This is a genomic window from Myxococcus eversor (assembly GCF_010894455.1).
Taxonomy (GTDB): domain Bacteria; phylum Myxococcota; class Myxococcia; order Myxococcales; family Myxococcaceae; genus Myxococcus; species Myxococcus eversor.
In genome coordinates, this window is sequence record NZ_JAAIXY010000002.1 from 552,962 (window position 1) to 565,777 (window position 12,816).

Annotated in this window: 12 protein-coding genes; 4 read left to right on the top strand and 8 right to left on the bottom strand. The window is 69.6% G+C overall.

Going from position 1 to position 12,816, the window contains the following annotated elements:
* On the bottom strand, nucleotides 1-1,520 hold a 1,520-nt coding region (locus G4D83_RS05730), incomplete at its 3' end, for a hypothetical protein (RefSeq protein WP_240356193.1).
* Nucleotides 1,521-1,626: 106 nt separating this feature from the next.
* Complete coding sequence (locus G4D83_RS05735) at nucleotides 1,627-1,818, bottom strand: hypothetical protein (RefSeq protein ID WP_163863564.1); 192 nt, start codon at nucleotides 1,816-1,818, stop codon at nucleotides 1,627-1,629.
* A gap of 199 nt (nucleotides 1,819-2,017) precedes the next feature.
* Between G4D83_RS05735 and G4D83_RS05740 the strand changes: the two genes are divergently transcribed.
* Nucleotides 2,018-2,791 carry an alpha/beta hydrolase gene (locus G4D83_RS05740; RefSeq protein ID WP_163863846.1) on the top strand — a complete coding sequence of 258 codons (774 nt, stop codon included), beginning with the start codon at nucleotides 2,018-2,020 and terminating at the stop codon, nucleotides 2,789-2,791.
* A complete protein-coding gene (locus tag G4D83_RS05745; RefSeq protein WP_163863566.1) occupies nucleotides 2,776-3,360 on the top strand; it encodes a TIGR02265 family protein in 585 nt (194 codons plus the stop codon). Before G4D83_RS05740 ends, G4D83_RS05745 begins: the two co-directional genes overlap by 16 nt.
* A 9-nt stretch (nucleotides 3,361-3,369) precedes the next feature.
* Here G4D83_RS05745 and G4D83_RS05750 read toward each other — a convergent pair whose 3' ends face one another.
* The 3 genes from G4D83_RS05750 to G4D83_RS05760 all read right to left on the bottom strand — a co-directional run bounded on the left by G4D83_RS05750 (nucleotide 3,370) and on the right by G4D83_RS05760 (nucleotide 6,441).
* A complete protein-coding gene (locus G4D83_RS05750; protein ID WP_163863568.1) occupies nucleotides 3,370-4,533 on the bottom strand; it encodes an ATP-grasp domain-containing protein in 1,164 nt (387 codons plus the stop codon).
* Between the two features lie 155 nt (nucleotides 4,534-4,688).
* Nucleotides 4,689-5,741: a GNAT family N-acetyltransferase gene (locus G4D83_RS05755; RefSeq protein WP_163863569.1), complete on the bottom strand. Its 1,053-nt coding sequence runs from the start codon at nucleotides 5,739-5,741 to the stop codon at nucleotides 4,689-4,691.
* Nucleotides 5,734-6,441, bottom strand: coding sequence for a GNAT family N-acetyltransferase (locus G4D83_RS05760; protein WP_240356178.1), 708 nt, complete (start codon nucleotides 6,439-6,441; stop codon nucleotides 5,734-5,736). The genes G4D83_RS05755 and G4D83_RS05760 overlap by 8 nt, the downstream gene beginning before the upstream one ends.
* Before the next feature lie 394 nt (nucleotides 6,442-6,835).
* On the opposite strand from G4D83_RS05760, the gene G4D83_RS05765 reads away from it, so the two are divergent.
* Nucleotides 6,836-7,435: a PH domain-containing protein gene (locus G4D83_RS05765; RefSeq protein ID WP_163863571.1), complete on the top strand. Its 600-nt coding sequence runs from the start codon at nucleotides 6,836-6,838 to the stop codon at nucleotides 7,433-7,435.
* On the top strand, nucleotides 7,428-8,222 hold the full coding sequence (locus tag G4D83_RS05770) for a PH domain-containing protein (protein ID WP_163863573.1): 795 nt from the start codon (nucleotides 7,428-7,430) through the stop codon (nucleotides 8,220-8,222). Before G4D83_RS05765 ends, G4D83_RS05770 begins: the two co-directional genes overlap by 8 nt.
* 243 nt (nucleotides 8,223-8,465) lie before the next feature.
* Here G4D83_RS05770 and G4D83_RS05775 read toward each other — a convergent pair whose 3' ends face one another.
* From G4D83_RS05775 to ettA, 3 genes are all read right to left on the bottom strand, one after another.
* Nucleotides 8,466-10,088 carry a LysM peptidoglycan-binding domain-containing protein gene (locus G4D83_RS05775; RefSeq protein ID WP_163863575.1) on the bottom strand — a complete coding sequence of 541 codons (1,623 nt, stop codon included), beginning with the start codon at nucleotides 10,086-10,088 and terminating at the stop codon, nucleotides 8,466-8,468.
* A 396-nt stretch (nucleotides 10,089-10,484) separates the two neighbouring features.
* Nucleotides 10,485-10,988, bottom strand: coding sequence for a hypothetical protein (locus tag G4D83_RS05780; protein WP_163863577.1), 504 nt, complete (start codon nucleotides 10,986-10,988; stop codon nucleotides 10,485-10,487).
* Between the two features lie 94 nt (nucleotides 10,989-11,082).
* Nucleotides 11,083-12,762 carry an energy-dependent translational throttle protein EttA gene (ettA, locus tag G4D83_RS05785; RefSeq protein ID WP_141648596.1) on the bottom strand — a complete coding sequence of 560 codons (1,680 nt, stop codon included), beginning with the start codon at nucleotides 12,760-12,762 and terminating at the stop codon, nucleotides 11,083-11,085.
* Nucleotides 12,763-12,816: the final 54 nt, after the last annotated feature.

Here is a 12,816-nt window from a genome sequence, read left to right on the forward strand (position 1 = left end):
GGCAGCGTCCAGCCATCCACCTGCGCGCGAAACCGCCAGCGCTCCACGTTCCGATACAGGTAGCGCAGCCGCGCACCCAGCTCGTTGCGAACACGTTGACCTTCGAGCAGGTCCGGTCCCGAGGTGGCACCGCTGTAGGGATTGGCGAACCCGCGTCCGTAGTAGCGCAGCGCCAGCTCCACCTCCTGCCCCGTGCCGGAGAGCACCGTGCGCTGAAGGGCGGCCCAGCTTCCGCCACCCCCAGGCGCCGAGTCGAAGCTGCGCGAGCCCTCGAAGAAGAGGTCCACCGCGCCCAGCCCCCAGGCGGCATCGAGTCCCACCGCGCCGAAGCCACCGCCCGTCGGGTAGCGAGCGCCAGACTGGAAGTCGAGCGTGGCGCCCTTCACCGGCCACACGGGCCTCGCGGCCCAACCCGTCACACCGATTCGCGCTCGCGGCGACAGGGTGAGCGCCGCGTTGCCACCACCGGCCCACTCGCGGAAGACACCGGGCAACGTGCGCGCCCGGAGCGGCTCCAACCGAGCGCGCGACAGGGGGACGAGCACCTCTGGAGCCTCGCAGCCCGACGCGCCCGTTCGCGACGACCCGCACGTCGCCCGGTCCAGGACCGCTGACCGTTGGAGGGAACGGCTCTGATAGGAGCCGAAGCCCGTGAGCGACAACTCCAGGCCAGGACTCACGGTGCCTCGCACGGTGCCCGCAACGCCACGGAAGCCCTCGTCCCAGCGGAAGTCAGGGGTGACGTCCGCCTCGCGCTCGGCCTCTGAACAGGAGGCGCTCGCCAGCAGGCACTCCCGCTCCAGTGTTCCGGGAGGGCTCACGCCGTCGTCCGGGAGGAAGCCCTCCGGTGAAGGAAGCGCCGTCGTGTCCAGCGTGAGACGTTGTCCGAAGCCGAGCCGATAGGTGCCCACCAGCACGGAGGCTCGAGCGCCTGTCCATTGCGCGTGGAACTTGGGCAGCAACACCGCCGAGCCGGGCGCGTCCACCACGAGCGAGCGCGTGCGAGTGTCTCGTCGAAGTGTTCCCAACCTCCGACGGGCCCACGTCGCGAGCACGCCCACGCGAAGCCCCGCGAGCCCACCCGCCCGGACCTGCAAGGCCATGGGAGGAAGCATCGAGTCCGAGAGAGCGAAGGCCGTCAGCAGCCTCGCATCCCCCGACAGCGTCCCTGGTGCACGGCCCACCAGGAAGGGCGCGAGGCGACGCCGCTCCTCGTCCGTGAGGACCCCGGGCCAGGCACTCCGGCGCTCCAACCGGGCATCGACCTCCGCATAGGTCAGTCCGGGCAGCGCATAGAGCGCGGCCCGCGTCGCCTGCTCGGGCTCCACGCCCGCTCGCCGCAGCGACACCAGCGCGGCCCACGTCTCGGCGGAGAGCGTCCCATCCTCCAGCAGCGCGAGCAGCTCCAACTCACCGTCGACTTCGGGCTCCACCTCGTAGGGCGCGGCCCACACCGGCCACGCGCCGAGGAGCCAGCAACCCAACCACCCATGGAGACACCACACGAGGAACCGAGGCACGCGGCGCCGGCTCTGCACGCCAGAGACCACCGTTCCCTACAGGCACACCCCACCCCGACGCCGTCCGAGCCCCGGACCGGCCGTCCACGGGCCAGACGCAACCGCGTCACACCTGGACGAAGGGTGGGGCCGCCAGCAACAGCTCCTCCGTGACGGACCTCGCCGCCACCGCGCGAGCCTGGGCGGCGGCATACCTCAAGCGCGCCTCCTCGCTTCCATCCAAGGCGGCCCGCGCGCGACGCACGTCGGCCTCGGTCGACATCAGCAACGCGGAGAGGCGCAGTCGGTTCAGTTCCATCGAGGGGACTCCGGAGGGGGGCGGCCCGCTGCATCGTCAGTATGGCAGCAGCCACCGACAGCCTCCTGTTTCCCGCCAGCCCGCTCGCTCCCGGTACGGGCGCCCCACCCTCATTCCCTCACTGTGTGGGCTCCAGAACCACCGGCCAGCCAGGAGCGGAGACACAGGGGGACATCCATGTATGCTCCACCCCGCATCCATGGGCCACGTCCACATCGTCCGAGACCTTCCCTCTCCGCAAGAGGGCTTCTCCCGCACCGTGCGCATCTACACGCCGGATGCGTATGACTCGATGCCCTGGCATCGCTTCCCCGTGCTCTACATGCACGACGGGCAGAACGTCTTCGCGCATCCCGAGTCCGCGCTCTTCGACACCTGGTGCGCCAACCTCGCGCTCGAGCAGGGCGTGGACGAAGGCCACCTGGAGCCGTGGATCATCGTCGCGGTGGACTCCGGCACCGGGCGCCTCCAGGAGTACTCGCCCTGGGACGACTCCCACGGCAAGGTGAAGGCGCGCGGCGAGGCCTATGGCCGCTTCCTGGTGGAGCACCTCAAGCCGCTGGTGGACCAGAACTACCGCACGCGCGAGGGCGCCGAGTGGACCGGGGCCATGGGCTCCTCCCTGGGCGGCCTCATCTCGCTGTACCTGGGCTGCCGCTACCCCCAGGTGTTCGGCCGCATCGGCGCCTTGTCCCCCACCGTCATGTGGAGCGACGGCCGCCTCTTCTCCGAGTGGGGCACCCACCCCCGCCGCTGGACGCGCATCTACCTGGACGCCGGCGCCCAGGAGTTCATCCACGCGGATGGCCTCCCGCTCAACTACGGCGAGGCCACGCGCGCCTTCTACGAGCACCTCAAGGGCCTGGGCTACGCCGACCACGAGGTGTCCCTCGTGCTGGAGCCCGGGGGCGAGCACCACGAGAAGGACTGGCAGCGCAGACTGCCCACCGCGATGCGATGGCTGCTGACGTGACGGCCGGCAAGCACGTCCCGCTCGAACACCGGTTGGTCTACGTCCAGGTCGTCGAGGGCCTCATCCAGCACGGCCTCCAGGGCCGCATCTCCCCTCGCCTCAAGACGCGGCTGAGTCAGGTCGGCCTCGACGTGGACCGACCCCTGCTGCCCGCCTACTCCGTGCTCATGTGGCAGCAGTGCCTGCGCGTCATCGCCGAGGAGACCTGGCCCGGCATGTCCCTGGAGGAGTCCTTCCGTCGCCTGGCCGCCGCGCACGTGGAGGGCTACGGCCGCACCCTCATCGGGCGCGCCGTGTATGGCGTCATGCGGCTGCTCGGCCCGCGCCGGCTGGTGCAGCGGATGCCGCAGACGTTGCGCGGCACGGACAACTACACGGAGGTGGAGCTCGTCGAGAAGGGCCCCACCACGTACGAGATGCGGATGAACTCCGTGCTCGACTGCCCCGGCTATTCGGAGTCGCTCTTCGAGCACATGATTCGCGTGGGCGGCGGCGAGTCCCCCCAGGTGACGACGCTGTCCGTGGAGGACGGCCACACCACGTACCTGCTCACGTGGACGGAGCGCTGACGGCGGCGGTCAGACGGTGGCCTGGATGAGGCGCACCGCGTCCCGCATCGCGTCCTGGTCCGTGTGGCGGGTGAGGTACATCTCCTCGCCCAGGAGGCTGTGGTAGATGGGCGGCAGCTCGCGGTGGAGGATGAACGCGGCCCCGAGCTTCTTCACGACCTCGTCGTGGGTGTGTTTGTAGCGACGCCCGTGACGGCGCGCGCTGTGACACACGTGGTAGCGCGGCGTGTAGCGGAAGTCCGCCACCGGGTCCCCCGTCATCACCCGCGCCCAGAGCCGGTACACGTCGATGTCGCACGTGTAGTTCATCATGTCCGGGATGAAGCCTCCGGGAGGCCGCAGGTTGGCCTCCAGCACGACGAAGCGGCCATCCGGAAGCCGGAAGAACTCCAGGTGGAACCAGCGCTCGCGCAGCCCGAAGGCGGCCACCACCTGCCGTCCGAGCACATCCAGCGCGGGGGGAATCTCCAGGTGACTCCAGAAGGAGATGTCCCGCCGCTCCACCACCGTCTCCATGCCTCCGTCGCTGTACTCGTGGCTGAGGGTGAAGACGATGACGCCGTGCCGGTCGACGATGCCGTCGTAGGTGACGATGGTGCCGCGCACGAAGGGCTGCGCGACATACGTGGTGGGCAGCGGGTGGGCCAGGGCGGTGTCCACGTCCGCGTCGCTGGAGACCTTGAAGGTGTTGGCCGCGCCCACGCCCACGTCGGGCTTGAGCACCAGCGGATAGCCCACGCGGCTGGCGAACTCCTTCACCTGCGCGGCGTCGCGCACGCGGATGAGGTCCGGGTGGGGCACGCCCGCCTGATGGAAGACCTGCGCCATGCCTGACTTCGAGCGCATGCGGTGGATGTCCGCCGGCTGGAGGCCAGGGACGTGGAAGTCCTCGCGCAGCCGGGCCTCCACCTCCAGCCAGGACTCGTTGAGCGAGTCGATGCGCTCCAGCCGGCCATGTCGCCACGTGAGGTAGCCGGCCGCGCGCGTGAGGGAGTCTTCGTCATGCAGGCTGGGGACGAAGTAGTACTCGCGCAGGTTGTCGCGCAGCTCGGGGCGCAGCGACTCGTAGGCCGCGTCGCCGATGCCCAGCACCGTGACACCCCGCTCGCGCAGCGCGGTGACGAAGTGGAAGAAGTGGGACGGGAAGTGCGGAGAGATGAAGACGAAGTTCATGGCTCCTCGGGGCGACAGTCCCGGTACCCATGGACCATAGCGCGATGCGCGCCCGCGCCCAGTTCCTTGTCACGGGCCCCCTGCCCTCCCCAGGAGGTGCCCGCCGGACCCCAGCCTGGACCCGGAGCGGGCACCCCCACGAGGGAGGCCCCCCTTCAGCGCAGGTGCGTGAAGACGCGAGGGGACGTGGGCCACTCCACGTCCGGAGCCGGCAGCACGCACATCGCGCGGGTGCCTCCCGCCCAGGGCACCCACCCCGTGCCGAGCATCAGCCGACTGGACACACACGGCCCTCGGAGCATCGCCGCGCAGCTCGCGCCCTGCCCCACCATGTCCCGCATGGCCACGCGCAAGAGGCGCTTCTGCTCCACGCGAGGCACCGAGTCGTGGAAGGCGAGCAGATCCACCATGGCGATGGTCAGCGGCCCCCGGGCATTCATCTGGAGCGTGTAGTAGTTGACCAATCCCCGCACCACGCCGTCCCGCTCCAGGACGAGGGTGTGGGGCACGTCCCGGTACTGGAGCTGATGCGCGAGCCGCTCGGGAGTGTAGCCGTACCCCAGGCTCACCGGCTCCGTCATCCGCTCCACCAGCGCCATGCACGCCGGCAGGTCCCCCGGGCGATAGGGCCGGACACCTTCCTCCGTGTCCACGGACGGAGCGCCGCCGCGCAGCCACGGCCGCGCGAGCGTGAAGAGCGCGCGCTCGGCCGCTGTCGTCGACCAGCGCGCCACCGCCGCCGCGTCGAAGACGTGAAGCCACAGGCCCAATGCGCCAAAGGTTCGCGTGCCGGCGGTCTTCTTCCAGAAGCGCTCCCCCGCGCTGCCATCCGCCAGACAGCCCAGCATCATCGCGGCCCCGCGCTCGCGCTGACGCGAGGCCATCGTCTCCGCCAGCTTCTTCCCGACGTCCATGCCACGGAACGCGGGGTCCACGCTGAACCAGCTTCCGTACGTGCCCTCCACGGCGCGAGTCCCCAGCCGGAGCCGGATGGGCTCCGCGAACAGGACCCCCGCCAGCTTCCCGCCCGAGTACGCGGCCAGGCGGTACTCCCGCGTCGCGAGCCTGTTGCCGAAGAGAAACCAGTCCAGCATGCGAGGCTGGAAGTCCGTCAGCGGCCCCTTGTCTCCGTAGTACTGGCCCCAGACACCGTTGACGAAACGGGACGCATCCACCGCGTCCCCCTCGTAGGTCCGCACCTCAACCATGCAGGCGCTCCGGCGGAGCGGGGACGGCGGCGGTCTGCGCCGGATGTGGACCGAACAGGTGCGTGTAGAGCGCGCGGGTGGAGGGCGTCAGCGCTTCCCATTCGGGGAGGTGGATGCGCTCCTCCGCCACGAGGACCTTGGAGTAGAGCGCCTCGTAGACGCGCTTCACCTTGCCGGGGGCGATGGCATCCACGTCGAAGGCGGGCACCAGGCCCACCAGCTTGAAGCCCTGGTTCTCCGCGTTGCGCTGCGCGCGCGCCGTCTTCAGCGTGGAGTAGTAGAGCACCACCTCCGCGCCGATGTTGCGGCCCACGACCTCCAGCGCCGCGGTGCCCAGGAAGCCGATGCCCAGCCCGCGCCGCGAGGGCTCCAAGACGCCCAGGGCCGCGGAGAGCTGCAGCCCGCGCACGTTCCGCTCCATCGTCAGCAGGCCGATGATGTCCCCGCTCGCGCGGTCCCGCACGAGGATGCCGTACAGCGAGCGGTCCGGAGACCCGCCTCGCAGGAAGAACTCCCGCTCGTAGAACGAGGGCTCCAGGTGACGGCTCTCCGTGCCGACCCGGATGTCCGGGTACCAGCTCTCCAGCAGGGCCGTCAGCCGAGGGAGGTCCTCCCGCGCGAGCTGCTCCGCGGAGCAGCCCTCCGGTGTTTCAATCCCCGACAACATCTCCTCGAGACTCCGCCAGCGCATCAGGTCCATGCGCGCCACGGTAGGGTGCGCGGCAACGGAGCAAAGGGCCTGCACGGCGCAAACGCAGCGCGTCTGTTTTTGAGGAAGCAGCGGTGGCTTTGAACCGTGGCGTGCTCCACAGGCCGCACGTCGCGGAGTGGGCACCCGTGGAGCCAGGCCGATTCGTCGCGCGGAGGGCTGTCGTCGGGTCGACGGGCACCGTGCCTCACGGGGCCCTGCCCGGGAAGGAGGGCCCCACGTGGCCTGTCGGACGTGGACACCGCTCCCTCGGGCAGGCGGGGTGGCGACCGTGCCCGGGCGGGGGACATGACGCGAGGGAGCGGACCGACGTATGAAATGGGTGTCGCGCCCACCCGTTGGGGACAGGGAGCGATTCTTGGAGGAATACCCAGGTGAGCCCCTCATGACTCTCGGCGGACCCGTGACTTCCTCGCCCGGCCCCAAGCCCGCGCTCGTCCCCGCGCGCCCCGCCTCGCCGTGGAAGCTGCCCACCGTGCTGCAGCCGCACTCGAGCCTGCTCACCAACTACCTGCTCGGCTCGCTGCTGGCGGGGCCGGGGTTCCCCATCCTCGCGCTGCTGCGCTACTTCAAGTTCCACACCCTGCGCTACGAGCTGGACGAGGAGGGCATCACCATGCGGTGGGGCATCCTCTTCCGGCGCGAGGTGTCCCTCACCTATGCGCGCATCCAGGACATCCACCTGTCCAGCCATGTCGTGGAGCGGTGGCTGGGGCTCGCACGCATCCAGATTCAGACGGCGAGCGGCAGCGCGCAGGCGGAAATCACCATCGAGGGCATCCAGGACTTCGAGGCGATGAGGGACTTGCTCTACTCCAAGATGCGGGGCACGCGAGACAGGGGCACCGCCGAGGCGAAGTCCTCCGCGCTGGCGTCGGGCGAGTCCGAGGCGCTGACGTCCGCGTTGCGCGAGGTCGCCGCCGAGGTCCGCGCGCTCCGGCAGGAGTTGGGCGCGCGCACTGCGAAGGAGCGGGCGGATGAGTGACGTGCCCCACGCGTGGCTCCTGCGGTTCCTGAAGGTGGACCCCGAACCCCAGCTTCCGGAGGGCACGGTGCGCGTGTTCCGCGCGGCGCCCCAGTATCTGAGCTACCGACGGGTGTTGCTCGGCTTCAAGCACGTGCTCGCCATCGTGGGCGCGGTGATGGCCTGGGTCTTCCTGGGCCGGATTTTCGCCAACGTGCTGCGCGGCCTTCCCGCCACGGCGCTCGTGACGAGCATCCTCTACGCGGTGGAGGTCGTGGCGTGGCTGGGCTTCCTGGTGCTGGTGGTGCCGGTGAGCTTCTTCGTCGTCCGGCTCGACTACGAGCTGCGCTGGTACGCGCTGACGGACCGGAGCCTGCGCGTGCGCGAGGGCGTCATGTCGCTGCGGGAGAAGACGATGACCTTCGCCAACATCCAGCAGGTCTCCATCCACCAGAACCCCATCCAGCGGGTGCTGGGCATCGCCGACGTGAAGGTGGAGACAGCGGGCGGAGGCAGCGGCTCTCGCTCCAGCGAGTCGGACACGGACACGCAAGAGCACCTGCATGAGGCCCGCTTCCGGGGCGTGAGCAACCCCGAGGCGATTCGCGACGCCATCATGGAGTGCGTGCGGCGGCACCGGGACACCGGCCTGGGAGAGCCCTCGGAGCTCGCCACGCGCCCGGAGTCCGGAGCGGCGGCACCGTCGACGCTGGAGGCGGCCCAGGAGCTGCTGACCGAGGTGCGCGCGCTGCGAGGCGCGCTGGCGTCGGGCGAGTCGGCGGCGCGCGTGACACCTCGGGCGTCGTGAGCCGCACCCGCGCGAGGGCGTGAGTCGGGGGCGTCAGCCGAGCCCCTGCACCACGCTTCGCGCGGACAGGTGCATCCCACGAAGCGCTTCGCCCGAACGGGCCCACGCCCACGCTTCGCGCGGATGGGTGCATCCCTCGCGTCGAGCCCCACGGACAGGTACTTCGTTCAGGGCACCAGACGTGAAGAAGCCCGGTCGGCCATGAGGGCCGCCGGGCTTCTCCTTCAGCGAGTCAGGTGACGACTACGCGTTGGGGCGAATCATCGACACGTCGAACTGGCGGCCGACGACGTTGCCCGTGCGGGGCCCCGGGCGGTTGAGGCCGCCGGTGTTCTCGTCCACGTAGAAGCGGTTGTTCGGGTTGGTGTCCGCGCCACGGCTCTGGTTGCGCGTCGCCGGGTCGTTGAACGTGTAGTAGGCGCGGCCCTGCTGGTCCACGCCACGACCGGTGATGACGACGAAGTGGTCGGTGATGCCGTCGGCGTTGCCCACGTTCCGGTCCGAGCGGTGGTTGACGCCCACGACGACCGGCTTGCCCGCGGCGAGCTGCTGGTCGATGTAGTTGCGGCCGCGCTCCGCCGCCTGGCGGTCCACGGTGATGCCGTTGGGGCCCTCGTTCGTGGCGACCTGGATGCGACGGGAGGGGTCCGTCACGGTGGCGCCACCCTGGCGGGCCATCGCGGTGGCGGCGCGGAAGCACGCCTTGTCACCGGCGCGCTCCACCTGGCCGGCGTCGTACTGGCTGATCCACGGGGTGCGCGTCTGCACCGCCGCGCGGTCGGTGCTCGCCGCGACGCGCTCGGTGTCGTTGAGGTTCGTCGGCGTCGCGCCGTTGGTGGTGGTGGGGCGCTCGGAGGCCGGGCGCGGCGTGGGGGCGGTCGTGGGGCGCTCGGAAGCCGGGCGCGGCGTGGGAGCGGCCGTGGTGGGGCGCGGCGTGGGCACCGGCACCTGACCCTGGGGGACGGCGGGGTTCTGCGTCGTGCCGGAGCGATAGCCCCGCGCATCCAGCGCCGTGACGAGCGCCGTCTCGCGGCGCGTCTGGTCGGCGCGCAGGCGGGACTCGCTGTGGTTGAAGCCGGCGGCGCGCAGGACGCCCTGGTCATTGCGGTACGCATTCACGCGCGCGTCGATGAGCGACTCGCGGGTGACGCCACGCGGGTCCTGCGCCAGCTTGGGCAGCTCGCGGTTGATGAAGTTCTGCGCGGCGCGGGGCGACTGGGTGTGCAGGTCGAAGTACGTGGATGCCAGCAGCGCGTTGTTCGGGTCCAGGCCCGCGGCGCGGGCGGCGGCCTCGTAGCGAGGCGTCTTGCTGGCCAGCTCGCGGTTCCAGATCTGGTCGGCCTGCTGCGGGGTGTTGGCGCCGGTGCCCTGGTAGGAGAACGAGCCACGGTTGTGGGCCGCGTTGCCCGGGTCCGTGTGGCCGCCGTAGCTGGAGGTGAAGGTGCCGTCCGGGCGGCGGTTGCCCTCGGAGGTGCCGACGACGATGGCCGCCTCGGAGTTGGAGCCGCCGCGGGTGAAGGCGCTCAGGTCCTGGATGTTGCGGTAGCCGTTGTTCGTCCCGGACGCGTTGGGCGACGTCAGGCCCGCCGCGGCGGTGGTGCCCGCGTCGAAGGTGTCGCCAGGAGTCTGGCGCGCGCCCGCGGTGGTCTGCCCCGGGGTGGCCGCCGTGCGGTCGAACCCGTCCGTGGCGGACGGAAGCTTGAGGGTTGCCCCCGCCCGAATCTTGTTCGGGTCGGAGATGTTGTTGAGCCGGGCCAGCTCATCCACCGTCGTGTTGTTCCGGGCGGCGATCTTGCTCAGCGTGTCGCGCTCACGGATGCGGTAGTTGCTGGGGTCCCGGTTGCTGACGTTGTTCCTGACAGTCATGTGGATGGCTCCCTATGAGGTCCGAGACACCCCTCCCCAATCACTGCCGCCGGAGAGGGCATCGACAGACGCCAACCGGATTTTCAAGATCAGCCGCCAAAAGTTGCGAACCCACCGAACTTCGCATTGCCCCAGAGGGAGCGCTACAGGCCCGCACGGGGTGTCCGCCTGTTAATGCACCGTGTTAATCCCGGCAAATCCAGAGAGCCTGTGACCAATCCGTCACATATGGATTTCAGACTCACGACTATTTTTTGGCCAAACTGATGCAATCAATTGCGGGCAGGGTGTCTGGGCTGACCACCCGGATGACTGTCTTGAAGACGACAATGCCCCGCTGGCGTGGGCCAGCAGGGCATCAGCACTGAAAATATTCAACACTGCGATATCCACGAGCTACCGGCAGTTCGCGGGCTCCTTGCACGAGTACGTGCGGGTGACGCTCGCGCGGAAGCCATCCGTGCGGTTGGGGCCCAGTGCGATGCAGTCACCGATGATGTCGGAGCTGTTGCAGCCCCCCGCCGGGCACCGCGCAGTCACAACGGAGCCCAGCAGGCTGCGCGCCTGGCTCATCGCGGCGCCGCAGGTGGCTCCCTCACCAGACCGGGTCGCCGTGTAGCGCGTCGTGCCGCAGGTACACGCCGGAGGACAGTAGGTGCGCACGCCATCGCACTCCACCCAGCCACCGTTGTCAGCGCCCGAGGTACAGCCTGTCGTCGGAGAGGAGCACGTCACCGGCGCACCGCTCGGGCACGTCTGCTCGACGCTGCAGAGCGCGGCCTCGGACGTCTCCAGCGAGCTGGCCTCCTCGCCGCTCATGTCCCCCGCGTTGCACGCCGCCAGGCCCAGCACCACGCCCAGCAATCCACTCCACAGCCAGCTCTGTCGAAGAAGGTTCATCCCCCAACGGTAGAACCCTCCGTGAAGCTTCATCAACCTCTGGAAACCCGGGCCTCCGCTCCCTCCTGGAGAGAGCGGAGAATTTCCCGCCTGCCTAATTCTTTGAAATGGGGCGGTAGCGGATGCGGTGCGGCTCCAGGGCGTCGGGGCCCAGGCGCTTCTTCTTGTCCGCCTCGTAGTCCTGGAAGTTGCCCTCGAAGAAGAAGGCCTTGCTGTCGCCCTCGAAGGCGAGGATGTGCGTGGCGATGCGGTCCAGGAACCAGCGGTCGTGGCTGATGACCACCGCGCATCCCGCGAAGCTCAGGAGCGAGTCCTCCAGGCTGCGCAGCGTCTCCACGTCCAAATCGTTGGTGGGTTCGTCGAGCAGCAGCAGGTTGCCGCCGCTCTTGAGCATCTTCGCCAGGTGCACGCGGTTGCGCTCGCCGCCAGACAGGTCCTTCACGCGCTTCTGCTGGTCCTGTCCCTTGAAGGCGAAGCCCGCCAGGTACGCGCGGCTGGGCACCTGTCCCGCGCGGCCCAGGTCCAGGTGGTCCAGCCCGCCGCTGACCTCCTGGAACACGCTGTTGTCGCCGTTGAGCGCGTCGCGGCTCTGGTCCACGTAGGCCATCACCACCGTCTCGCCAATCTTCAGCTCGCCCGCGTCCGGCTTCTCCGTGCCCGTCATCATCCGGAACAGCGTCGTCTTGCCCGCGCCGTTGGGGCCGATGACGCCGACGATTCCGCCCGGCGGCAGCTTGAAGTTCAGGTCGTCGATGAGCAGCCGGTCACCGTACGCCTTGCGCAGGCCCTTGGCCTCCACCACCAGGCCTCCGAGCCGGGGGCCGGGAGGGATGATGACCTCGCCCGTGGCCTCGCGCTTGTCCTGCGTCTGGTTGAGCATCTCCTCGTACGCGGAGATGCGCGCCTTGCTCTTGGCCTGCCGGGCCTTGGGCGACTGGCGCACCCACTCCAGCTCGCGCTTGAGCGTCTTCTGCCGCTGGCTCTCCGACTTCTCCTCCAGCTCCAACCGCTTCTGCTTCTGCTCCAGCCAACTGGAGTAGTTGCCCTTCCAGGGCACGCCCTCGCCGCGGTCCAGCTCCAGAATCCACTCGGCCGCGTTGTCCAGGAAGTACCGGTCGTGGGTGATGCAGACGATGGTGCCCTTGTACTCCTTGAGCGCGACCTCCAGCCACGCGACGCTCTCCGCGTCCAGGTGGTTGGTGGGCTCGTCCAGGAGGAGCAGGTCCGGCTTCTCCAGGAGGATTCGGCACAGCGCCACGCGGCGCTTCTCGCCGCCGGACAGCTTCGTCACGTCCGCGTCGCCCGGGGGCAGGCGCAGCGCGTCCATGGCCATCTCAATCGTCCGGTCCAGCTCCCAGCCGTTCGCCGCGTCGATGGCGTCCTGGAGCCGGCCCTGCTCGGCGAGCAGCTTCTCCATCTCCGCGTCGCTCATGGGCTCGGCGAACTTGGCGCTCACCTCGTTGAAGCGGTCCAGCGAGGCGCGAATCTCCTTCAGCCCCAGCTCCACGTTCCCCTTCACGTCCAGTGAGGTGTCGAGCTGCGGCTCCTGCGCCAGGTAGCCGACCTTGGCCGTGGGGTCCGGCTTCGCCACGCCGAAGAACTCCGTGTCCACGCCGGCCATGATGCGCAGCAGCGTCGACTTGCCGGAGCCGTTCGGACCGATGACGCCAATCTTCGCGCCCGGGAAGAACGACAGGTAGATGCCCTTGAGGATCTCCTTGCCATTCTTGACCTTGCGCAGGTCCTGCATCGTGAAGATGAAATTCTGGGCCATCTGTGGGGGCTTCCTGCTCTGGAGCGGGTGGGGGCTCGCGGATACCAGGGTGCA